Below are 23,783 nucleotides of genomic sequence, written 5' to 3'. Positions count from 1 at the left end.
CCATCGTAGCGCGCAGGCTGTTCAGACCGAAATAGGGAAGGTTCAAATCATCTCTGTGGACACCCGAGCCGAGCAGAGAATTGAAGACCTGCCTGTACAGCGAGTCGTCCTTGAGCAACTCCTTCCCGTAGAGACTGAAGTTGTTGTACTCAGCTTCCGTCGCGCCGAACCCGTACTTCCCGCCCATGGTGCTCAGGAACGCGGTGGCTGCGGCATCCACATTCTCGTTGCCCACGATGTTGTTTATTTTTGCATCAACCCGCGCAGCCCCTTCCACTGTGAGCCGGCGAATCGCCTCCGCCTCGCTGATGCCCTCCTGCTTGGCGAACGCTGCCGCGTGCGTGTTGATCCACACCACCTCATCGGGATGCAACTGACGATTGAACCGGTCTCCCAGCAACGCGGTCGTTGCACCATCACTGCCACCTATCACGCCACCCAGGGCAGCGCTGGCGATCTCAATCAGACTGTTGAACTCACCGCTGTCTGGATTCAGTCCCTGCCCAGTCAGGAAGCGAATCATCGCCCCCTTGGCCAGCTCTGATCCGGCCGCTCCGGTGGCCGCATTGCTGAGATCCCCGCCACTGAGGGCCGCTACGGCTGCGCCAGTCAGGCCATGCAGCAGCACCTTGTTGCGCCCACCTTCACCCCATTGGTCGATGCGGCGAAGAGCATCGGCTTCGGACTCGGCATCGCCGTTGGCTCGCGCGATCTCAAGATCGGCGGAAGCCTGCGCGCGCTTGCGCTCTGCCAGATTGCCGGCAGCCAGGAATCCAATCTGCCCCAACATCTGGGTCAGTTCCTGCCGCTCCTGCACTTTCTTTTCGTCGAAGATCGGTGAGAATCCGTTGGCACCATCCAACCCGGTCACACCACGCTGCACACCCTCCAATGCGGAAAGGTCGCCATTCCGGATCTCAACCGTACCCTCGGCCAGACCGCTACGGGTGGTGGAACTCTTGCTGTCACCGGTTGGCAAGCCTGGGGCCAGCGACGGATCGAAGGACAGGCCATCGGAGGGGTTGCCACCGCCGCTGGTGCCTCCGCTTACCGAAGCAGAAAGAAACTCGGCTCGATTCTTGAGTTCCTCAACAGTCAGACTGCCCGTGGAGAGCAGGTTTTTCGACGGATCACCCGTGCTGGCGATCACAGCACCAGCGAGGTGGGTATTGCCGCCCACCTGCAGCTGGAATCCACCGCTACCCGCTGCGATTCCCGTCTGTTCGCGAACACTGCGATAGTCGCTGTCGATCATGCTGGCACTACCGCTGGCACTGCCCTCAAAGCCGTAGCCGATCGTCGCCTCGCCCTTCGCGGCCAACTGCTCTGTCTTGTAACGGTCTGTGTCCTGCTCGCTGCGCAACGTCAAATCGCCGGCCACACGTCCGACGACTTGATCGGCCAGCAGCTGTGCGCCTTGCAAGGTGGTGTTGCCGCCACTGGTGAACGTCAACCTGTCGCCGGCCTGGATGACGCTCTCGTTGTGAAGAGTGCCCTCGCCGTCCGCTTTACCGCGCGCAGCATTCGCGCCTACGTAGACACCGATGGCAGCGCCACCGCCACTGCTGCCGCTGATAGCAACGCCCACCTCCCCGCCCAGTGACTGGTTTCGACTCTCTTGGGAGTAACGATCTTCACTGCTGCGGATGATCAGGTCATTGACTGCAGCCAGATCAACATTGCGGCCGGAGACCTGGCTACCGACGATCGTCAGGTCACCGCCGGTCGCAGCAACAACCACGTCGCCGTCGCTCTTCAGCAGGCTGCCCCGATGCGTCGTCTGCTCCATCACGCTTTCGGAGCGCGACCGCTGGCTGCCAACCGTCACTCTGACATTCAGGCCGGCACCGCCCTCGCCGTTGCCCGACTGCTGGCCGGCCGCTTCGGCGACGGCTATCGCTCCCTGCGCCGCCTTGTACGCATAGAGGGCTTTCAGACGATCGTCTTCGACGTCACCTGCTCTCTTGGCGGTCGCATAGACCGCCCTTGCGCTCTGCACCGTATCAACGCTCGCGCCACCCAACGCAACATTCAAGCCGGACTGGCGGAAGTAGCTGTTGTCTGTATATCTCGTCTGCTGCTCGGCAGCATCGATGAGGACGTCCTTGCCGAGCATCGTCGTCCCCGTTCTGGAGAGAACGTCAGACCCGCCCAGATGAAGCGTTTCACCTGCAGACAAGGTCACACTGCCAAGTGCACTGCCGATGAGGCTGCCCTCGGCGACGGTTTCAGTCAGCGAGGTACTGTTGCCGCTGCTTCGACTGCCAAAGGTCACTCCGATGCTTCCATTCATTCCACTCAACAGCCCGGACTTTTTGCGGTCGCTGCTGTGTTGCTCGGAATGTGTGGACTCCGCCGCGACAATGCTGAGACTTCCTTTGGCCGCCATCACTACATCGCCGGTTGCGGCCACCTTGGCGCCCTCTGCCAGGATGTCGCGACCGGATCCAACGGTGACTTTCTCTGCAGAGAGCGTGGTGCCAACTGCCAGCACATCCTGCGTGGCGTCATGCGTCGCTGTTCGTGTGCTTGATGTCAGCCCACGCTTCTTGCTCTGCGCGTCTCTTTCCCACGCATGCGATTCCTTGGCGCCAAGCAGGTTTACGTCCCGCTCCGCGCCGATGATGATCGTGCCTTTATCGCTCCTGGCACTTGCTGCGATCAGAGTGACGTCGCGCCCTGCACTCAGCGCGATATCTCCCCCCGCCTGCAGCTGGCTCCCGCGCACCGTTTCATCACTCTGGCGTGTCTGCAGCGAGCTGCGTTTGCCGGCGCCGGCGAAATCCCGGCTCTCGCTGTCCACCAGCGCGTGGCTGTTGATGTCACCACCCGCCTGCAACGCCATGTCGCCACCAGCCTTCACCTGGGTCGCAGCTAGGTTGATGTCCTTGCCGGCGACCAGCACTACGTCGCCCGCACCCTCGATGGAGGTCATCGCATGGGTCGTCTGGCTGGTGCGGGTGTGGTTGCGGTTGTCAAAGGTGCTGTCGGTGCTTCGGCTCAGGGTCTGCGCACCCAGATCCAGATTGCCACCGGCAGCCAACTGGGTGGAACCATCCTTGCCGGCATTGCGGATCTGCGCGGCCTGCAGGCTGATGTCACCGCCCGCAACCACCGACAACATGCCGTCGCCGCTGGGGTTGGTCACATACAGGCCGGCGACGCGATCGATGCGGTTGGTCTCGTATTGGTAGGTACCACCGCCCCGCTGTGTTTCCACCGTGGAGGCCACCGTGATATTGCCCGCCGCCTGCACCGACAGCGCATCGGTCGCCGTCACGGATGCACCGGCAATGCGGATGTCCTTGTCCGACGCCAACCCGACGTATTGGCCGGAGATGCTGCCGCCCAGGTGTTCGATGTTGCCGGCATCGATGGTCACCAGTTTGCGGCCAGCGATGTCACCGGTGTTGACCAGGCCATTGGCCAGTTTGATATCGACATTGGCACCGGCCAGCAGTGCGCCCTGCCCATCCAGGTCACCCGGGCGCAGGCGCAGGTAGACCTGCGGCACCAGTGCGGTGGTGGTACTGCCGTCGGCCAGGGTCACGGTCTGCTCGACGAGCCAGACAATGTCACTGGTCAGCTGCGCCATCTGCGCCTCGGTCAGCGCCACGCCCGGGCGCAGGCCCCATTCGCTGGCTACGGTAGCGCCGGCTTCCAGCAGCGCGCGGTACTGCGCCTCATCGCTGGCGTAACCGTCAAGGAAGCGGCGGCCGGTCAGCTCGCCGATCTGCTCGCGCACCAGCTTCTGTTCGTAGTAGCCGTCACCCAGCCGCTTCTGCACGGTATCGGGCGAGTAGCCCATCTGCCCCAGCAGATGGTCCGAGCTCAGCCACGTCTTGTGGTCGGTGAAGCGCGGATCGGTTTCAACCAGATAGTTGCCGCCGTTGCGGTTGACGTTGAATAGGCTGGCCGTGGGTGCACGGGTGTCCGGCGCGCCCATCGCAATGCGGTCCGGCGAGCCGCCGGCGGCGGCGACCACGCGCGCCCCGGATGCGGCGCCACTGCCGGCGATACCCCCGACCGTGCCGCCCTGCTGCGTGCCGGCGGCATCGGCCACCTGCGCCAGCGCGCGTTCCGCCCCCGTCCCTACGCTGTGGCCCGGTCCCTGCGCACCGTTATGGCCAGGGCCGTCCGGCAGCGTCTTCGGCCCCTGCACGTTGAGGTTGGCCATTGCCGCGCCATCCTGCACGTTGGGTGCGTTGCGCCCCTGGTTGAGGTTGCTGAGATCGCCAACGTCGATGGTCAGGGTGCCGCCACTGGTGATGCTGCCGCCGATCTTCCCGGTCACTTCGGAGATCGCCGGGTTGCTCCAGGTGACGAGGTCGCCGGAGAAGGTATGCCCCACGTTGTTGAAAGCATGGGTGCGATACAGCGTCGCAGCCAGGTTCTCCACCTTGGCGGTGCCACCCAGGCCAACGATGTCGAGATTGCCGCCGGCGGCAATGCTGCCGTAGTGATTGCGCAGATCATCGGTACGCAATCGCATTGCACCACCGGAGCGGATGACCGCATCGGCGCCTACGCCTGGCCCCAGAACATCCTCGGTCACCGTCTGCGTGGCGATGCGGTACTGCTCGTTGCTGCTGACGTTGTTGCCGCCGGAACCGCGCGGATTGGTCAGGTGCTGGTCCGGGGCATAGTCCTTGTAGGTCCACAGCTGCACACAGTTGGTGGTGCAGGTGCCATAGGCCGGTGAATAGGTCAGCTTGTCATCGACATAGCGGAATGCCGGCGAATCCGGGTGCAGATGGGTCAGCTCGGCAAAGGGATCGTCGGCGCCACTGCCGGCCTGGTCCGGGTTGGCCTGGTTGTCCTGGCGCCCTACGTAGTACAGCACCACGGTGCCATCCTGCAGGTTGAGGCGCGAACGCTCACCCAGCGCGGCATACAGGCCACCACGTCCAAAGAAGTACGCGCTGGTCTGCGCGGTAAGGCGCACCACCGCCCGGTGTACGGTGAAGCCGTCGGGGGTGATGTGCGGCGTATCTTCCAGGATATCGGCCGGGTTGAGGTAATAGACCTCCTGGGCGATGTAGTGGCTGGTACTGCGGATGTTCTCGGTGCCGTTCTTGCCGTTGCGCCACCATGCCGGCCGATCCATGCGCACCGGCGCGTTCACCGTGGTGGTCTGGGTGATGACCACGTTCTCACGGATGTTGTTGATCACGCCCGCATCGATCGCCAGGTTGCCGCTCACATCAATGATCGAACCGATGTTGTCGATCCTGCCGGCCGTGCCCGCAGCAATGCGATCAGCCCCGAGCGATCCACCGATGGCCGCATCGCCGCCGCTGTAGATCAGGCCCTTGCCGGTGTTCTGCAGTTCGCGCACGCCCAGGTCCAGGCGCTCGCGCGCGGCCACGGTGCCGACGCGGGTGGCACCGTTGGCATCCTCGGCATGGTTCTTCAGCACGCCGGCCGAGATCGCCACGTGGTCGCCATAGATACGGCCGGTGCCAAGGTTGTCCAGCACGTCGGCTTCGAGGTGGGTCACCTTGCCGTCGATCAGGCCGCGATTGGTCAGCTGGCCGCGTGCATTGAGATGGGTGATGCCTTCGCTGGAGATCTCGCCGTTGGCCGCGTTGGTGATGTTCTGCGCGTTGAGATCGAGGTTGCCGCCACGCAGTACGCCCTGGTTGTCCAGGTCGCCGGACAGATGCAGGGCCAGCGTGCCGTTGGCCACCCATTCACCGCGGTTGCTCAGGCCCTGCTGCAGGGTCAGGCTCAAGTCGCGCTGGGCGTGTACCTGGCCGTCCTCGCTGAGCGCGCGCGCCACCAGGGTCTGGCTGCCATCGGCCCGCAGCAGGCCGCCACTGTTGGCAACGCTGTCGGCACTGCTGTCGAGGTTGCCGCCGGTGGTGATGACACCCCCGTTGTTCTGCAGCTGGCCGTTGACCTGCAACCGCGCGCCGCCATCGGTGACGATCTGTCCCTGGCTGTTGTCCAACCACTGCGTTCCGAACTGCAGCTGGCCTGCCTGCAGGCCGCGGGTGCCATCGCCGCCGCGGGTATTACGGTTGTCGACGCTGGCTGCGGTGAGGGTCAGCAACTGGCCGGCGGCGATCGCGCCGGCAGTGTTGTCCAGGTGCCCGCTCAGGGTCAGGTCGAGATTGCGCCCGGCCTGCACGCGCCCGGCGCCGTTGGCCAGCGTCGTCGCCTGCAGCGACAGGCCCGCCGCGCTGGCAAGCGTACCGCCGGCGCTGTTGTCGGCACTGGCCAGCACCAGCCGCGCATCGCCCTGTGCGTTCAGCGTGCCACCTCGGTTGTCCAGCGCACCAGCGTCCAGCTGCAGTGTGCCCGCCGCCAACAGGCCACCACTGCTGGCGGTGTCCCGGTTGTCGATGGTCTGCGCTGCGGTATCGATCAGCAGATCGGCGGCCGACTGCACCCGGCCGCCCTGGTTGAGCAGCGCGCCACTGTGCACGGTCAGCGCACCCTTCTGCGTACCCAGCGTACCTGCGCTGTTGTCCAGCCGCTGGCCGCGGGTATCGACGGTCAGCTGCCCCCCCAGCAGCGTGCCGCGTTGGTTGTCGAGGCCAGTGGCCTTCAGTTGCAGCAGCTCGCCGGCCTGCATCGCGCCATCGCTGTTGTCCACGCCTGCAACCGTGGTCAGCAGCAGGTCCTTGCCTGCCACCACCGTGCCGTGCCGGTTGTCGAGGCTGGCAGCGTCCAGCGTCATCGAACCAGTGCTGGACAGCAGGCCCTGGCTGCCATTGTCGAGACGACCGTCGATGCCCAGCACCAGGTCGCTGCCGCCGGCATGGACAGTACCGCCGAGGTTGTCGAGGCTGGCGGCATTGATCGTGCCCGCGCCACCCAGCAGGATGCGCCCGCTCTGGTTTTCCAGTGCCTCGCCGATGGCCAGGGTGGAACGGCGGCTGCCGGCGCCCTGCAGGGTGCCCTGCGCATTGATCAGCTGCCGCGCGGAAACGTCGAGCACGCCATTGCTGGCCAGCGACCCGCCGCGATTGTCCAGCAGCCCCTGCACCCGCAGGCGCAGCGCTTCTTCGCCGGTGGCAGTGAGCGCACCGCCGGCGGTGGTCAGGCTGTCGGCAGTGACGTCGATGCGGCGCGCCGAGGTGGTCGCCTTCGACAGGTCAAGCGTTTTGCCCTCCAGCACCAACGTGCCATTGCTGAGCACGCTGCCACCCGCACCCAGCAGGGTCTGTGCGAGCACCTGCAACTGGCCGCTGCCGGCGTGCTGGATCTTGCCTGCGCTGTTGTCCAGCGTCTGCGCCTGCAGCGTCAGGTCACCATTGCTGGCCAGCGTACCGCCGGCATTGCCCAGCGTGGTGGCATGGATGCGGCTGGCACCCTCGCCACTTGCGATGATGCGGCCGCCGGTGTTGTCCAGCGTTCCGGCCTCGAGGTCGAAGCGATCAGCCCCCAGCGTTGCGTCGCGATGGTCTACCTCATCCGCGCGCAGGGTCAGCGTCGCCGCAGAGACCAGCGTGCCCTTGCTTCCATCCAGGCGGGCCGTGGTGATATCCAGGCCCTGGTTGCCGGCCTGGCGGATGGCACCGGCGGTATTGTCCAGCTGTGCGGCAGTGAGGGTCAGCCGGTTGGCATTGCTGGCGATGGTGCCTTCATGGTTGTCCAGCGTACCGTTGACCTGCAACGTGCTGTCGGCTGCACCGGCAGCACTGAGCGTGCCCTTGCGGTTGAGCAGTTCACCGGCCTGCACGTCCAGCGCGCCGTTGCCAGCAATCGTGCCGCCGCTGTTGTCCACGGCCTGCGCCACGCGCAGCTGCAGTGCGTCGCTGCCGGTGGCGCTGAGGTTGCCGCCGGCGTTGTCCAGGCGCTCGGCATTGATCGCGATGCGCTCGGCCTGGGTGGTGCTGCCGGCACCCAGTACCAGCTCGCCCCCCTCAAGCGTCAGCGCCGACTGGCTGAGAATCCGGCCCGCCGCGCCCTGCAGCGCATCGGCACGGATCTGCAGCGTGCCACTGCCCGCGTGCTCGATTGCACCGCTGCGGTTGTCCAGCCGCGCCGCCTGCAGCAGCACGTCGCCCGTGCCGGCCAGGCGGCCGCCGTTGCTGTTGTCCAACAGTTCGCGGGCCTGCACCTGCAACAAGCCGCTGCCCGCCGCAAGCACCTTGCCGCCCTGGTTGAGCAGGCTGCCGACGTGCAGCTGCAACTGGCCGTTGCCAGAGATCGCACCGGCGCTGTTGTCCAGATCGTCGCGCACGGTCAGTGTCGCGCCCTGGCTACCGGCCGACTGCAGCGTGCCCTTCTGGTTGTCGATGCGGCCCGCATCGATGCGCAGGCCCGCATTGCCAAGCACCTGCCCGCCTTGGTTGTCGAAGGTGCCACCTAACTCCAGCGCCAACTCGGAATTGCCGAGCGACACGATCTGGCCACCGGCGTTGCGCAGGCCGTCGGCCTGGATCTGCACGCTCTGCGCCGAGGTGATGCCGCCACTCACATCCAGCTGGCCACCGGTCAGCGACAGGTCGCCGTTGCTGAGCAGGCGGCCTTCGCTGCCTCGCAGCGTATCGGCGTGTACACGCAACGCGCCGTTGCCGGCCTGCTGCAGCAGGCCCTTGCTGTTGTCCAGCGTGGTCGCTGTCAGGTGCAGCTCGCCATTGCCGGCCACGGTGCCACCGGCACTGTTGTCCAGCGTACCGGCGCGCAGCATGCTGCCCTGGTTGCCCAGCGACAGCAGGCTGCCGCCGCGGTTGTCCAGCGTGCCGGCGACGATCTGGAACTGCGCTGCGGTGAGCGTGCCATTGCGCACGTCCGCATTGCCCACCGTCCAGTCCAGGCGACCGAGCGTGCTCAGGCGACCGCCGGCACCGGTCCAGTCGCCCGTGGTCAGCAACAGGCCGCCGTTACCGGCATGCTCGATGCGGCCACCGGCATTGAAGACCCGACCTGCCCCCAGCGTCAGGCGCTCGGCATTGGTCGCCAGCAGGCCGCCCTCGTTGTTGAACGCGCCTTGCACTGTCCATGCCGACTCGGCACTGCCGGCATGGCGCAGCTCGCCTGCCCGGTTGTCCAGCGACTGTGTCTGCAGCTGCAGCGTACCGGCCACACTCAGCGCGCCCTTCTGGTTGGATAGCGTGCCCAGCCGCAGCGCAGCGTCACCGTGCACCTGCAGTGTGCCGCCATCGTTGTTCAGATCGCCCGTGGCGCGCAGCGAGGCCACACCAAGGCGGCCTCCGCTGTTGTCCAGACCATTGCCCGCAACCAGCGAAACACGACCGCCGTTGCTGATGCTGCCGCCGTCGTTGTCGAGCGTGCCGGCGATGTCCAGCACACCTGCGGCCAACGGAACAGCCGGCGTCACCGGCGTACCGCCGCCAGTGCCGGTACCCGGTGTACCCGGAGTACCCGTACCGGGCGTGCCGGTTCCGGGCGCACCGGTACCTGGCGTTCCGCCGCTTCCCGGCGAGGTGCCACTGCTGGGGGTACCGCCGGAGCCGCCCGACGCCACCGCATCCAGCGCACCGATCAGGCCTTCGCTGCGATTGCTCACGCTGCCCGCGTTGAGGCTCAACGCCTGCACGCCGGTCTGCTCGATGGCGCCGCCATGGTTGCGCAGGGCCTGTGCCTGCAGCTGCAGGCGCTGTGCATTGAGCTTGCCGCCACTGTTGTCCAGCGTGCCACCGGAGGTGATCGCAGCTTCACGCGTGGCAGCGATGGTGCCGGCATTGGCCAGATCGCCGCTCGCGTGCACGCGCACGTTCTGCAGTGACTGCAGCGCGCCGGTGTTCTCCAGCCGGCCATCCACCGTGACCACGAGTTCGCCGGCCTGGGCACCGATGCTGCCGGCATTGCGCACGCCCACACCGTGTTCATTGCCGACCAGCCAGATCTTGTTGGCGAACATGCCACCCAGCGCGCCCACATCCAGTGCAAAGGTCGGCGCATCGCCGCTGGCCGCCGCAGCGTTGACCTGGCTGTGGTCGGCACTGACCACGTTGTTGCCGAGGGTCGCCTGCAGCTGGTTGGCCCAGATGCCGGCGTTGACCTTCAGCGATCGGGTGATCAGGTCGGTGTAGTCGGCGCGGCTGGCATCGAGGCCATCGCCGTTGACCTCGATTGCCCCACCACTGACCCGATAACCTTCCAGCGAACCGCTGCCGCTGAACACCGGCGTGCCGGTGGTGAGCGTGACGCGGCTGGCATTGAGGAAACCACCACCGTTGACCTGGATACCGGCCGGATTGGCGATGATGACCTCGGCGCGCTGTCCGGCCACTTCCACATAGCCATTGAGTCGGCTGGCCGGGCCGTTGACCTCGTTGAGGATGACCCGTGCGCTGCCGGTGGCCAACCATGGATTGCCCTGCACCCAACCGCCCAACTGCGTCTGCACCTGGCCACGCGCGTTGTTGAGGATCACGCCCTCACGGCCGACATCGAACTGCGAGTAGCGGTTGCGTGAGACACCACCGGCCGACGGCGTGGTGATGTTGACCATCGGCACACCGTTCGGCGCGGTCACCACCGTGGGGCGCTCACGGCCGGGCGCGTTGGGATCGGACACAATGTGGCCACCCGACTGCGCCTGCGCCAATGGCGCCAGGCTGACCCATCCCAACGCGCACATCAGTGCGAAGCCGAGCGGCGACACGGCTGCCGTCTGCCGGCCGGCGACCTGGCCGACCAGGCCGCCACCGCCTTTCACCAGTTCCGAAGCGACCTGCCACACGCGCAGCGCGCGATTGAAAACCAGGCGATAGATGCTGTTCATTTCACGAATCCTTGTGCCAGATCAGTAGCGCCACGCCAGGCTGAAGCCGAAGGTGGTGTAGTCAGTCGGGAAGTTGGAGGGCTTGTGCAGGGCCGAGCCCACGAAACCGTCCCAGGAAAGCTGCTGCCAGCCGCCGCGCAGGCCCAATGCCATGCCGGCCAGATCCCGGCCGGATTGCCATTGCGCCGATGGCCCGCCGATGCGGCCGTAGTCGGCGGCGACGTAGAACTCCTGGCCGCCGCCGATGCCCAGCGACAGGTCGTTGCGCAGCGACCAGCCGCGCTCACCGCTGAGCGAGCTTTCGCCATCGAAGCCACGCACCGTGTAGCGGCCGCCGATCGCAAAGCGATCCTGTGGCGACAATGGTGTGCGGTTCCACTGCGCGCGCCAGGCGGCGGTGTAGCGCAGGCGCTGCTTGCCCAGCTGGAACGGCACGCTCAACTGCGCGTCAGCCGTGATCACCTTCATCCGCGAGGTGCCTTCCAACGGCAGGGTTGGATCCCACGCTTGGGCCATCTCTTCCGGGGAGCGCAGTGCATGGAAGGCGCCGGTGCCGCGCCGGTATGCCAGCGTGGCATCAAGCGTAGCCGCGCCGATGAACTGCTTGTGGGTCAGGCCGAGCTCCCAGCCCGAGGTACGGCGACGCTGCACCTCGATCTCGGTATCGTCGATGTAGTTCTTCGACGTGCGCTGCCAGCCGCGGCCGTAGATGCCCAGCTTGGTCTTGGCATTGCGCAGCAGCAGGCGATCCACGCGTGCCTCGGCGTTGCCGCTGCGGCCGCTGTAGTCATAGCTTTCGTACGCGCCCACCACGGTCTGGCTGTAGTCGTAGGCACTGGCCGTGGCGCCGAACAGCCAGTAGCCGTAGGGCACGTCGTAGTGCGCGGTCCAGCTGTTGGTGTCCTTGCCTTTGCCATTGAACACGCCGCGCCCCGCGCTGACGTAGAACAGCTCGTTCAGGCCCAGCGGGTTGTCCAACGACAGCGTGGCGTTGGCCTGCAGCTTGCCGGTGCCCTGGCTGCCTGCATCGTCCAGGGTCAGGCTGGCACGCACCGGCGAACGCTGTTTCCAGTCGATGTTCAGGTCGCTCTGCCCGGGCGCGGCGCCTTCGCCGTCTGCAGGTGCGATCTTGATGTCAGCAGTGACGGTGGGCACGCGCTGCAGGTTCTCCAGCCCCTGCTCGATGTCGCGCAGGTTCAACAGGCCGCCACTGCGGATCGGCAGCGCATTGGCGATGGCCGGATGCCGCCCATCCGCCTCGGTGAACACCGCCTCGCGGAATCGCCCGGGCACCACCGACAGTGTCAGCGTGCCGGTATTCAGATCCTGCGGAGCCGACAGCACGCGGGTGGTGACATAGCCACGCGCGATGATCGCGTTCTGTACGCGCTTCATCACCACGTTGATGCCTTCAGTGCCCAGGCAGCGGCCGCTGGCGGGATCTTCGCGCGGATCGGCTGCGGCCAATGCCCACTGGAAGCCCTTGGCACCCTCGCCGTCCAGCACGATGCGATCAATACGCACGCAGGGCTGCTCCTGCGTCGGCAGGCGCTCCCCCTGTTCACCCTGGCTGCTCTCCAGGCGTACATCGGGCCGGCTTTCCTGCTGCTCGCGCAGCACGCGTTCTCGTTCCTGCTGGCGCAGCAGCTCCTGCGCGCCCGGGTCACCCACCTGCTGGGCAGCAACACTGAAGGCCATGCCCAGAAGCACCAACCCTCCACCACTGCGGCGCGCACCGCGCACAGACATCTTCCTTGCTTGCACAATCAATTCCACGTGTTGATGCCACGCGTCAGCGGTCCTGCTCCCGGAAAGGAGAAGGGCCAACCCGATGGCTTGAATCGAGGTTCGCCGGGGGTATGCAACGGCATGCCACCGCGCCCGACGCGAAGTGGCGCATAGGCTATCGGCCGCCCGAAGGATTTCTATAGGGAAATTTTCAAATGCCCAGAACTACGGGACAGAACACCGCAGGCAGAGATCCAGAGTATGCGTACGCACGCGCCACGTCGCAAAGCAACGGCGTTCAGCACAACGCCTTTCGCCCGCCCACGCTACAGTCGGCGCATGACCGTATTCCTGCAGATCGAAGGCACCACCATCGTTGATATCCCCAGCCTCTATGCGGAGATCAACCGGGTATTCATGGCCGGCGAAGCCTGGCAGCTCGGGCCCAGTCTCGATGGACTGGACGATCTGCTGTACGGCGGTTATGGCGCGCTGGCCGGGCACGAAACCGCTACGCTGGTCTGGCGCGACATCGACCACAGCCGCGAGGCACTGGGATTGGAGACCACGCGCGCGTGGCTGGAAGACAAGCTGCGGCAGCCGGGTACGTTCAATGCCGAAACCATCGGCCGCCAGCTGGACGCCCTGCAACGTGGCGAGGGGCAGACCTACTTCGACATCGTGATGGAGATCTTCGCCAGCCACCCGAACGTTGCACTGGTGTGCGCCTGAAGTGGCGCCCCTCCCCCCTGCGGCATCCCGCCTGCGGAACACGCCAACCGTTACAGCGCGACCGGTTGTGGTAGTACATGTCAAACGACCGATTCAGACGCCATCGCAGTCACTACCGGCCTTGGCGAGCCTGACCACGTCACGCAGGGAACTCTGGATGTCCGCGACTGAGCTACAGATGTTTTCAGGCGCCACGTCGAATTTCGCCCCGCCCGCCCGACGCTTGAAAGCAGCAAGTTCGGAGAGGCATTGACCTGCCAGCTTCCTGGCATCCAGCCTCGACGCAGCCTGAACCATTGAATTGCCCTGCGCGGCGACGTAGCACTTGTAGTCTTCGGAGAGCGCTCCGTCCATACGGAAGCGGGACAGTTCAACCAAGTTCCGAGGGGCAGCCGGACTCCTACTTCCCCCTATCAAGGCAAGACCAAGCTCAGCACCGTCAGCTCCTACACAAGCATATGGCGTCTGAGAGCACAGTGACTTGCTCTCGGAACTCTTGTGCACTACCAGCGAGGCAAGAATAGAGTGTTCGGCCATCTCCATGTCTGCCGCGAGTCTTTCTGCCAGCGGCCGGGCGGACACCGAGGACCCAAATAGAACACAAAGGACGAAGCACGAAATCAGCGCAGTGGTTTTCATCGGCTCACCAGAATCGAGCAGTCCGCCAGCGTGGCCCTTTTCAACTCGACCAAATATTCGGCTCGGACCTCTTCCGTGGAGGGATGCTGGCCGGTTTCCCGGACCACGGCCAACTTCTGACGGGCCAGCTCGTAGGCTTGTTCGGGACCGATGTCGGTGACGCTGCCCAATGAGAACCGCCGAACCCCAACTGGGCCTCGGACTACGACTTCGTAGGTGGTGCGGGTGGGGCCCACGTAGAACCCAAAGCCCGTCGGAGCACCTCGGTTCCCGCCCAGCACGCGGCAAGGCTTGCCCGCCTCTGCCGGCGGCCGCGAGGCTATGACCGCCCTCCCCTGTTTTCCTTCAACCGGGGCCTTGGCCACGCTCAGTTCGCAGATTTGGTGGCAGGTCAGCTTAAACTTGGTGCCTCGGCGGCGCGGGGCATCTGCCTGCGTCGCAACAACCGTATCCATGGTCGATCCGCCGTGTGTCCGTCGCAACATCGATTTGATCCTCTTTGAGTGACCGGCGCAACCGCAGCGCAACGAAGAACCCCGTCACTCGCGGTCAGTGACCCGGGTCGATCGCTACAACCCGTAGGAAGCTCTCTTGCAAACCACTGATTCAAAAACGAAAACGTCCTCATCCAAGGCCAGTGCAGAGCACACCCCGCTGATGAAGCAGTTCTTCGCAGCCAAGTCCGACTACCCGGACCTGCTGCTGTTCTTCCGCATGGGCGACTTCTACGAGCTGTTCTACGACGACGCCCGCAAGGCGGCGCGGCTGCTGGACATCACCCTCACCCAGCGCGGCAGCTCCGGCGGCGCGCCCATTCCGATGGCCGGCGTGCCGGTGCATGCCTACGAGGGCTACCTGGCCCGGCTGGTGGCGCTGGGCGAATCGGTGGCGATCTGCGAACAGATCGGCGACCCGGCACTGGCCAAGGGTCTGGTCGAACGCAAGGTGGTGCGCATCGTCACCCCGGGCACCGTTACCGACGAGGCGCTGCTGGACGAGCGCCGCGACACCCTGTTGATGGCCCTGTCGCGCAACAAGAGCGGCTATGGGCTGGCATGGGCCGATCTGGCCGGCGGCCGCTTCCTGGTCAACGAAGTCGACAACGACGACGCACTCGAGGCCGAGCTGGCCCGCCTGGAGCCAGCCGAACTGCTGGTTCCGGATGAAGAGAACTGGCCCGACTTCCTGCGCCAGCGCAGCGGCGTACGTCGCCGCGCGCCGTGGCTGTTCGACGCCGACAGTGGTCGCCGCCAGCTGCTGAACTTCTTCAAGCTGCACGACCTCAGCGGCTTCGGCATCGATGACAAGCCGCGCGCCACGGCCGCTGCCGGCGCCCTGCTCGGCTATGTCGAGGAAACCCAGAAGCAGCGCCTGCCGCACCTGACGTCCATCTCGATGGAGACCGCCAGCGAAGCGATCGCGATGAACGCGGCAACGCGTCGCCATCTGGAGCTGGACACCCGCGTCGACGGCGATACCCGCAACACCCTGCTCGGCGTGCTCGACAGCACAGTGACGCCGATGGGCGGCCGCCTGCTGCGCCGCTGGCTGCATCGGCCGCTGCGCCTGCGCGAGGTGCTGGTGCAGCGCCACCACGCGGTGGAAACACTGATCGACCGTGGCGCGGACGCAGATATCCGCGAACAGTTCCGCCGCCTCGGCGACCTTGAACGCATCCTCACCCGCGTTGCCCTGCGCTCGGCACGGCCGCGCGATTTCTCCACCCTGCGCGATGGCCTCGGCCTGCTGCCGGCCGTACGCGAGGTGCTGTCACCGCTGGATTCACCGCGCCTGCAGACCCTGCACGCCGCGCTCGGCGAACACGACGAATGCGCCCACCTGCTGGCCAGCGCGATCGCCGACATGCCGCCGCTCAAGCTCAGCGACGGTGGCGTGCTGGCCGATGGCTTCGACACCGAGCTGGATGAGCTGCGCCGCCTGTCGACGCACGCCGACCAGTTCCTGGTCGACCTGGAACAGCGCGAGCGCGAGAGCAGCGGCATCGCCACCTTGAAGGTCGGCTACAACCGTGTGCACGGCTACTACATCGAAATCAGCAAGGGCCAGTCCGACCGTGCGCCGGTGCACTACACCCGCCGCCAGACACTGACCAACGCCGAGCGCTACATCACCGAAGAACTGAAGGCGTTCGAAGACAAGGTGCTGTCCGCGCGTGACCGTTCGCTGTCGCGCGAAAAGTACCTTTACGAGCAGCTGCTGGACACGCTGGGCACCCAGCTGGAGCCGCTCAAGCAGTGCGCCGCCGCACTCAGCGAACTGGATGTGCTGGCCGCCTTCGCCGAGCGTGCGCAGGCGCTGGACTGGGCGCGCCCGGAACTGCAGGCCGAGCCGTGCCTGAAGATCGAGCGCGGCCGCCATCCGGTGGTGGAAGCGGTGCGTGACCAGCCGTTCGAGCCCAACGACCTGGACCTGCACCCGGACCGTCGCATGCTGGTCATTACCGGCCCGAACATGGGCGGTAAATCGACCTACATGCGGCAGAACGCGCTGATCGTGCTGCTGGCCCACATCGGCAGCTTCGTGCCGGCCAGCCGCGCGTTGATCGGCCCGATCGACCGCATCCTGACCCGCATCGGCGCCGGTGATGACCTTGCCCGCGGGCAGTCGACCTTCATGGTCGAGATGGCCGAAACCAGCTACATCCTGCACCACGCCACCGCGCATTCGCTGGTGCTGATGGACGAGATCGGCCGCGGCACGTCCACCTACGACGGCCTGGCCCTGGCCGACGCGGTAGCGCGCCACCTCGCCTACGAAAACCGCTGTTACACGCTGTTTGCGACCCATTACTTCGAACTGACCGCGTTGGCCGACGAACAGCACGAGGGCGGCCGCAGCGGCATCGCCAACGTGCATCTGGATGCCGTCGAGCACGGCGAAGCGCTGGTGTTCATGCATGCAGTGAAGGACGGCCCGGCCAACCGCAGCTTCGGCCTGCAGGTGGCCGCCCTGGCCGGCCTGCCGCGTGCCACCGTGGCACAGGCGCGCCGACGCCTGGCCGAGCTGGAACAGCGCGGCGGCGAAAGCCATGCCGCCGAACTCGCCCCGCAGGCGCTGGATGCCCCGCAGCAGTTCGGGCTGTTTGCCGCTCCGCCGAACAAGGCGCAGGAGGCGCTGGCCGCGATCGACCCGGACGAGCTGACCCCGAAGCAGGCACTGGAAGCGCTGTACCGGTTGAAGGCGCTGCTGTAAGGCAGGCCGCATGTTCCGCCGGCCCTGCCCGGCGGACGCCCGCCATGAAGCCTTCGCATTGCCGTCGTGTACACGGCGTTATGCTCGGGCGGTTCGTCCTTCACAGACCGGAGACCGCCATGAACACCGAATCCCTCGCTGCATCCCTCTTCCAGCAGCTGCAGCAGGGCCAAGGCCTGCAGCAGGTGTCGCAGCAGCTCGGCCTGGACAGCAGCCAGGCTACCCAGGCCGTCGGCAGCGCCCTGCCCCTGCTGCTCGGCGCAATGGGCCAGAACGCCAGTGAGCCGCAGGGTGCGCAGTCCCTCCTCAATGCCCTGCAGCGCGACCACCTTGGCTCGGCCGGCGGCGGTGGTGGCGGTTTCGACCTCGGCAGCATCCTCGGCGCGGTGATGGGCGGTGCCGGCGGCAACGCCACCAACGGTGCCGGCATCCTCGGCCACGTATTCGGTGGGCAGACCTCGCAGGCGGCCGAAGCGCTGGGCCAGAAGACCGGCCTGGACAGCGGCAAGTCCAGCCAGCTGCTGGCGATCCTTGCCCCCATCGTCATGTCGTTCCTGGCCCAGCGGTTTGCCCAGAGCGGCAACGCAGGCCAGCTCAGCCAGGCCCTCGGCCAGGAAGCACAGCAATCCGGCGGCGGCATCGGCAGCCTGCTTGGCGGTGCGCTCGACCAGGACGGCGATGGCCAGTTCGGCGCCAGCGATCTGTTCAAGCTCGGCGCGGGCCTGCTCAAGCGCTGATCGCGCACAACGATGCAAGCGCCGCCTGCCATAGGCGGCCACTATCGCATCGGTTGAATCAATCGAATTTACCCATCATTAGGCGATGCCTATGGTGGGTAAGCGATCTGATTCCCTCATTCGCCAGCCCACAGGTAGAGACCCATGAAAAGCGAAGCGAAGTGCCCGTTCAACCATGCCGTCGTCGGTGATGCGACGACCAACCGCGACTGGTGGCCGAACCAGCTGCGCGTGGACCTGCTCAACCAGCACTCCACGCGCTCCAATCCCCTCGATGCGGGCTTCGACTACGCCAAGGCCTTCAACGGGCTGGACTACAGCGCCCTGAAGGCCGACCTGAAGGCGTTGATGACCGACTCGCAGGACTGGTGGCCAGCCGACTTCGGCCACTACGGCGGCCTGTTCATCCGCATGGCGTGGCACAGCGCCGGTACCTACCGAATCGACGATGGCCGTGGCGGCGGTGGTCGCGGCCAGCAGCGCTTCGCTCCGCTCAACAGCTGGCCGGACAACGTCAGCCTGGACAAGGCACGGCGCCTGCTGTGGCCGATCAAGCAGAAATATGGCCAGGCCATTTCCTGGGCCGACCTGCTGATCCTGACCGGCAACGTCGCACTGGAGTCGATGGGCTTCAAGACGCTCGGCTTTGCCGGCGGCCGTCCCGATACCTGGGAGCCGGACCAGGACGTGTACTGGGGCCGCGAAACCACCTGGCTCGGCGGCGACGTGCGTTACAAGCACGGCTCGGAGGGCGTGCAAGAGGACCACGGCGTGCTGGTGTCCGATGACGACGCTGATGGCGATGTGCACTCGCGCAAACTGGAAAACCCGCTGGCCGCGGTACAGATGGGCCTGATCTATGTGAACCCGGAAGGCCCGGATGGCAATCCCGATCCGGTGCTGGCCGCGCATGACATCCGCGACACCTTCGGCCGCATGGCGATGGACGATGAGGAAACCGTCGCCCTGATCGCCGGTGGCCACAGTTTCGGCAAGACCCATGGTGCAGGCCCGGCCGACAACGTCGGCAAGGAACCGGAAGCAGCGGGCCTGGAAAGCCAGGGCCTGGGCTGGGCCAACAGCTTCGGCAGCGGCAAAGGTGGCGACACCATCACCAGCGGCCTGGAAGTCACCTGGACCCGCACCCCCGCGCAGTGGAGCCACGATTTCTTCGAGATCCTGTTCGGCAACGAATGGGAGCTGAGCAAGAGCCCGGCCGGCGCCCACCAGTGGGTCGCCAAGAATGCGGATGCGGTGATTCCCGATGCGCACGATCCGTCGAAAAAGCACCGCCCGACGATGCTGACCACCGACCTGTCGCTGCGCATGGACCCGGCCTACGAAAAGATCTCGCGGAAATTCCTTGCTGATCCGCAGGCGTTCGCCGATGCCTTCGCCCGCGCCTGGTTCAAGTTGACCCATCGCGACATGGGCCCACGTGCGCGCTATCTCGGCCCGGAGATTCCAGCCGAGGAATTCATCTGGCAGGACCCGGTGCCGGAAGCCAGGCACCCGTTGATCGACGCCAAGGACATCGCCGCGCTGAAGCAGAAGATCGCAGCGACCGGCCTGAGCGTGGCCGAGCTGGTGTCCACGGCGTGGGCCTCGGCCTCGACCTTCCGCGGTTCGGACAAGCGCGGTGGCGCCAATGGTGCACGCGTGCGCTTGGCACCGCAGAAGGACTGGGCGGTGAACCAGCCGCAACAGCTGGCCAAGGTGCTGGCCGCGCTGGAAAAGGTCCAGGCCGAGTTCAACGGCACGGGCAGCAAGCAGGTGTCGCTGGCCGACCTGATCGTGCTGGCCGGTGGCGTCGGCATCGAGCAGGCGGCAAAGGCCGGCGGCCATGACCTGAGTGTGCCGTTCACCCCGGGCCGCACCGATGCCAGCCAGGAACAGACTGACGTCGAATCGTTCGCGGTGCTGGAACCGGCTGCCGATGGTTTCCGCAACTACCTCAAGGGCGCTTACAGCGTGCCGGAGGAGGCGCTGCTGATCGACAAGGCACAGCTGCTGACCCTCACCGCACCGGAAATGACCGCCCTGGTCGGTGGCCTGCGCGTGCTCGGCGCCAATGCCGACGGTGGCAGGCACGGCGTGTTCACCAGCCGTCCCGGCACGCTGAGCAACGACTTCTTCGTCAACCTGCTGGACATGGGCACCACCTGGAAGGCGACCGGTCGCGAAAGCTATGAAGGCCGTGGACGCAGCGATGGTGCTGCGCGCTGGACCGGCACCCGTGCGGATCTCGTGTTCGGTTCCAACGCCGTGCTGCGCGCGTTGGCCGAGGTGTATGCCAGTGCCGATGGCGAGAAGAAGTTCGTGCAGGATTTCATCGCCGCCTGGACGCGGGTGATGGAACTGGACCGCTACGACCTGCACGGTTGACCGTATATGGTAGGTGCCAACCTTGGTTGGCACCTGGCAAAGCGCCCACCAGGGTGGGCGACTACCAAAGCGCTACCGCGGGGTCATGACTTGGTAGATGCCAACCTTGGTTGGCACCGGACACAACGCCCACCAAGGTGGGCGACTACCGAGGCGCCCCTTCCTTCAACCGCTCCAGGATCGGCGCGAACAGCGGCGCCTGCATCGAACGCGGCGGCTGCGCTGCTTCGCCCTTTTCGATAGCCTGCCAGTACGATCCCGGCAGCGGCTTGTCGCCCAGTTCGTAGTCCATGCCATCCCAACCGTCTTCGCGGAATGCGTAGAACGCCCAGTGCACCTTCTGCTGCTCGGCCACGTCCAGCACGTCGCGCAGGTAGCGGCCGCAGTCCGGCCAGCGGCGCATGCAGCCGAACTCACCGATCACCATCCGGTTGGCACCAATGCCATGTGTCTTCGCCCAGTCCATCGGCTGCTGCAGGTAGCTGCGCACGCGCGCGGCGTCCCAGCGCTCGCTGCGGTCGCCAAACGGCACTTCGGCGGGATAGCGGTACGGTTTGCTGCGCTTCTGGTTCGGCGCACTGGTGGCCGCGTACGGCTCGTACATGTGCACGCTGTAAAGCAGCTTCGTGTCCTGCAGGGGCGCCGGCCAGTAATCGAAGGCATCGGCCGCTGCGTACCAACCAGCGTCGAGCATCAGCGGCATGTCTGCATCAACCGCGCGCACACTGGCCACCAGTTCCGTGTACAGCTGGCGCAGATCGCGCGGTCCGCCCTGCACGCCCGCATACCACTTCAGCATGTCCTCGCGGGAGGCGTGTTCGGCCAGCGTGGTGCCGTATTCCGGCGCCGGCTCGTTGATCAGGTTGTAGCCGGCCAGCGCCGGATGCCCTTTCAGCGCGGCGGCAAGATCACGCCAGAAGCGCTGCGCAGGTGCGTGGTTGTCGAAGGACTGCCACAGGCGCTGGTCGACCACGTCACCGTTCTTCTGTTTCCAGCGCAGCAGCGGCAGTGACAGCGGCACCAGCACCACCTTCAATCCCACGGCATTGGCGTCATCCAGCGCGCGACGCAGCGTGGCCACGTCGGCATCGACCAGTCCTTGATAGTGGTCGGCATCGCCCATCAGGAAATCGCGGCCGCCGGCACTGCGCCACTTGTCCGGGGTCAGTCGTACCCAGGTGGCGCCGGTGTCACGCAGGCCCTGGAAGTAGGCACGGTCGGGCGGCGTTTCGTTGAAGCTGTTGCCACCGCGCTGCGGGGTATCCCAGAAGGTGATGTCGGCGGCGAACACCGGGACGGCGGCGGACAGGGCCAGGCACAGCAGGCTGCGGCGCAGGAACATGGTGGGCTTCCATGAGGAGGACGATCCAACGTGCGGGGCGCAAGCCGAACGGTGGCTGAGCGTAGGCGGCAAAGCGCCCACCAAGGTGGGGGGCTACCAGAGCGCGAGCCAGACCCACGATACGGTAGGGGCCGACCTTGGTCGGCGCATGGCAAAGCGCCCACCAAGGTGGACGGCTACCGGAGCGCGAGCCGGTTCAGTCCGGTCACTGCGTCATAGCGCGTCGAGATCACCCAGAGCGCGGATCAACCTGCGCGCGCGCTTGTCCGGCTTGTGCTCCGGTGCCTGGTAGCCATCACGCGCGGCAATGCGCAGCGCACGCTGTTCGGCGCGGCGCGCCTTGGAGGCCTCGCTCTCGGCATACAGCTGCTGCGCCACCGGCGCCGGGCCGCGCTGGTCGCTCAGGCCCAGCACCTGGATCTCGAAGTGTTCTTCACCGCGATCGACCAGCAGCTGCTCTCCCACGCGTACTGCGCGTGAGGATTTCGGGCGCTGCCCGGCCACGGATACCTTGCCGGTCTCGATCGCCTGTTTGGCCAGGCTGCGGGTCTTGAAGAAGCGGGCCGCCCACAACCAGATGTCCAGACGGACGCTGGGCGCCAACGGGGAAAGCTCGGACATCGGTAGGGACTACTCCGTTCGCTTGTTCAGGGGACGCGGATTGTCGGGGTCGGTGCGGCAGCCGCTACCCCCGATCAATGCCGGTGTGCCGGCCGCCAGGTCCTGGCGCTGGCTGCCGACCAGGCACTCGGGGCGGTCGGTCGGCCGCACCTGGGTATCGCCGAGCCGGTCACCTGACGAACATGCGGCCAGCGCCGCTGCGATCAAGGCCGCCACGATCATCCGCATCGCCTGTTGTGATTGATGCATTGCCACATCCTGCAAACCGGCTTGATGCTAGTGTGCGCCTCCCGGGAATCGATCACCACTCCATGGCCAAAGCGCCGCTTGACCTGACCTCCGGCCCGATAGGCCGCAACCTGCTGCTGTTCGCGCTGCCGATCCTGGCAGGCAACATCGCGCAGTCGCTGAACGGCTCGGTGAACGCGGTATGGGTGGGGCGCTTCCTTGGCGAAGCGGCACTGACCGCGACCGCGAACGCCAACAACATCATGTTCTTCTTGATCGGTTCGGTGTTCGGCTTCGGCATGGCCTCGACCATCCTGATCGGCCAGGCCATCGGTGCGCGCGACATCGCCCAGGCACGACGCGTGGTCGGCACCAGCGCCACGTTCTTCATCGGCCTGTCGGTCATCATCGCCATCGCCGGCTGGTTCCTGGCCCACCCGCTGCTGGCGGCGATGGGCACGCCTGCCGCCTCGCTGCCGTTGGCCGAGGCCTACCTGCGCATCATCTTCCTGGCGATGCCGACGCTGTACGCCTTCGCCTTCCTCAGTGCGGCGCTGCGCGGTGCCGGCGATTCGCGCACGCCGTTCCGCTTCCTGCTGGTCTCGGTGGTGCTGGACATCGCCCTGAACCCGGTGCTGATCTTCGGCATGGGGCCGTTCCCGGAACTGGGCATCGCCGGCTCGGCCTGGGCCACGCTGGTGTCGCAGACGCTGTCGCTGGCCGGCCTGCTGCTGTACATGCGGCACAAGCGGCACACGCTGTGGCTGGGCCGCGCCGACATGCACCTGTTCAAGCTGGACATGACCATCCTGCGCGCGCTGGTGGTCAAGGGCGTACCGATGGGCCTGCAGATGGTGCTGATCTCGCTGTCGGTGATCATGCTGATGACCATGGTCAACCAGTACGGTACCGACACCGGCGCAGCCTACGGTGCATCGCTGCAGCTGTGGAACTACGTGCAGATGCCGGCGATGGCGATCGGTGCGGCGTGTTCGTCGATGGCCGCGCAGAATGTCGGTGCGCAGCGCTGGGATCGCGTGCGCGGTACCGCACGCCAGGGCATCGCGTTCAACTTCCTGCTGACCGGCGCGTTGATCCTGCCGCTGGTGCTGCTGGACCAGTACTCGCTGGCCTTGTTCCTGCCGCAGGGCAGCGAATCGCTGCAGATCGCGCGGCACCTGAACCACATCGTGATCGGTTCGTTCCTGTTCTTCGGCGTCAGCTTCGTGATCTCCGGCGTGGTGCGCTCTACCGGCGCGGTGCTGCCGCCGCTGCTGATCCTGGCCGCGTCGCTGTGGGGCGTGCGCGTGCCGTTCGCCGAATTCCTGCAGCCGTACTGGGGTGCCGATGCGATCTGGTGGAGTTTCCCGGCCGGCTCGCTGGTGTCGATGCTGCTGTCGCTGGCGTATTACCGCTGGGGTGGCTGGCGCAAGGCGAGGATGATCAGTACACC

At 66.1% G+C, this 23,783-nt stretch carries 12 protein-coding genes; 5 read left to right on the top strand and 7 right to left on the bottom strand.

The genetic code is table 11. The features are described from left to right. Positions 1-10,705 (bottom strand): hemagglutinin repeat-containing protein (locus AB4Y84_RS00485; protein WP_442249655.1); only part of this gene is annotated, 10,705 nt, incomplete at its 3' end. 21 nt (positions 10,706-10,726) lie between these two features. Further along, positions 10,727-12,403 carry a ShlB/FhaC/HecB family hemolysin secretion/activation protein gene (locus AB4Y84_RS00480; RefSeq protein WP_312786081.1) on the bottom strand — a complete coding sequence of 559 codons (1,677 nt, stop codon included), beginning with the start codon at positions 12,401-12,403 and terminating at the stop codon, positions 10,727-10,729. A 369-nt stretch (positions 12,404-12,772) separates the two neighbouring features. Between AB4Y84_RS00480 and AB4Y84_RS00475 the strand changes: the two genes are divergently transcribed. Then, positions 12,773-13,165 (top strand): ribonuclease inhibitor, encoded by a 393-nt coding sequence (locus AB4Y84_RS00475; protein WP_223494561.1) that lies wholly within the window; start codon positions 12,773-12,775, stop codon positions 13,163-13,165. Positions 13,166-13,258: 93 nt separating this feature from the next. Here AB4Y84_RS00475 and AB4Y84_RS00470 read toward each other — a convergent pair whose 3' ends face one another. Beyond that, a complete protein-coding gene (locus AB4Y84_RS00470; protein WP_442243796.1) occupies positions 13,259-13,804 on the bottom strand; it encodes an Imm57 family immunity protein in 546 nt (181 codons plus the stop codon). Next, positions 13,801-14,259: a hypothetical protein gene (locus AB4Y84_RS00465; RefSeq protein ID WP_312786076.1), complete on the bottom strand. Its 459-nt coding sequence runs from the start codon at positions 14,257-14,259 to the stop codon at positions 13,801-13,803. Before AB4Y84_RS00465 ends, AB4Y84_RS00470 begins: the two co-directional genes overlap by 4 nt. 136 nt (positions 14,260-14,395) lie before the next feature. Between AB4Y84_RS00465 and mutS the strand changes: the two genes are divergently transcribed. The 3 genes from mutS to katG all read left to right on the top strand — a co-directional run bounded on the left by mutS (position 14,396) and on the right by katG (position 20,139). Then, entirely contained in the window at positions 14,396-17,017 is a 2,622-nt protein-coding gene (gene mutS, locus AB4Y84_RS00460) for a DNA mismatch repair protein MutS (protein ID WP_394196065.1), read from the top strand. Positions 17,018-17,136: 119 nt separating this feature from the next. Continuing rightward, positions 17,137-17,754 carry a DUF937 domain-containing protein gene (locus AB4Y84_RS00455; protein WP_223494554.1) on the top strand — a complete coding sequence of 206 codons (618 nt, stop codon included), beginning with the start codon at positions 17,137-17,139 and terminating at the stop codon, positions 17,752-17,754. Between the two features lie 144 nt (positions 17,755-17,898). Continuing rightward, positions 17,899-20,139 carry a catalase/peroxidase HPI gene (gene katG, locus AB4Y84_RS00450; protein WP_442243797.1) on the top strand — a complete coding sequence of 747 codons (2,241 nt, stop codon included), beginning with the start codon at positions 17,899-17,901 and terminating at the stop codon, positions 20,137-20,139. Between the two features lie 145 nt (positions 20,140-20,284). On the opposite strand, the gene AB4Y84_RS00445 is transcribed toward katG, so the two are convergent. The 3 genes from AB4Y84_RS00445 to AB4Y84_RS00435 all read right to left on the bottom strand — a co-directional run bounded on the left by AB4Y84_RS00445 (position 20,285) and on the right by AB4Y84_RS00435 (position 22,351). After that, the gene (locus AB4Y84_RS00445; protein ID WP_442243798.1) at positions 20,285-21,481 is read right to left on the bottom strand and encodes a glycoside hydrolase family 5 protein; all 1,197 of its coding nucleotides are present in this window, start codon (positions 21,479-21,481) and stop codon (positions 20,285-20,287) included. Between the two features lie 213 nt (positions 21,482-21,694). Then, complete coding sequence (locus AB4Y84_RS00440) at positions 21,695-22,102, bottom strand: RNA-binding S4 domain-containing protein (RefSeq protein WP_223494551.1); 408 nt, start codon at positions 22,100-22,102, stop codon at positions 21,695-21,697. A gap of 9 nt (positions 22,103-22,111) precedes the next feature. Further along, positions 22,112-22,351, bottom strand: coding sequence for a hypothetical protein (locus AB4Y84_RS00435; RefSeq protein ID WP_394196071.1), 240 nt, complete (start codon positions 22,349-22,351; stop codon positions 22,112-22,114). Positions 22,352-22,413: 62 nt separating this feature from the next. Between AB4Y84_RS00435 and AB4Y84_RS00430 the strand changes: the two genes are divergently transcribed. Next, a partial coding sequence (locus tag AB4Y84_RS00430; RefSeq protein ID WP_442249654.1) for an MATE family efflux transporter occupies positions 22,414-23,783 on the top strand: 1,370 nt, incomplete at its 3' end.

The organism is Stenotrophomonas sp. 2YAF22 (assembly GCF_052114665.1).
Classification (GTDB): Bacteria; Pseudomonadota; Gammaproteobacteria; order Xanthomonadales; family Xanthomonadaceae; genus Stenotrophomonas; species Stenotrophomonas indicatrix.
The sequence above is the reverse complement of the archived record's forward strand: the minus strand, read 5'-3'. Positions and strand labels throughout refer to the sequence as shown.

Excerpts from the sequence above, each read along its gene's own strand:
- AB4Y84_RS00465 (WP_312786076.1), bottom strand. The coding sequence starts at position 14,259 with ATGGATACGGTTGTTGCGACGCAGGCAGATGCCCCGCGCCGCCGAGGC.
- AB4Y84_RS00435 (WP_394196071.1), bottom strand. The coding sequence starts at position 22,351 with ATGCATCAATCACAACAGGCGATGCGGATGATCGTGGCGGCCTTGATC.
- AB4Y84_RS00480 (WP_312786081.1), bottom strand. The coding sequence starts at position 12,403 with ATGGCCTTCAGTGTTGCTGCCCAGCAGGTGGGTGACCCGGGCGCGCAG.
- AB4Y84_RS00455 (WP_223494554.1), top strand. The coding sequence starts at position 17,137 with ATGAACACCGAATCCCTCGCTGCATCCCTCTTCCAGCAGCTGCAGCAG.
- AB4Y84_RS00470 (WP_442243796.1), bottom strand. The coding sequence starts at position 13,804 with ATGAAAACCACTGCGCTGATTTCGTGCTTCGTCCTTTGTGTTCTATTT.
- AB4Y84_RS00445 (WP_442243798.1), bottom strand. The coding sequence starts at position 21,481 with ATGTTCCTGCGCCGCAGCCTGCTGTGCCTGGCCCTGTCCGCCGCCGTC.
- katG (WP_442243797.1), top strand. The coding sequence starts at position 17,899 with ATGAAAAGCGAAGCGAAGTGCCCGTTCAACCATGCCGTCGTCGGTGAT.
- AB4Y84_RS00440 (WP_223494551.1), bottom strand. The coding sequence starts at position 22,102 with ATGTCCGAGCTTTCCCCGTTGGCGCCCAGCGTCCGTCTGGACATCTGG.
- AB4Y84_RS00475 (WP_223494561.1), top strand. The coding sequence starts at position 12,773 with ATGACCGTATTCCTGCAGATCGAAGGCACCACCATCGTTGATATCCCC.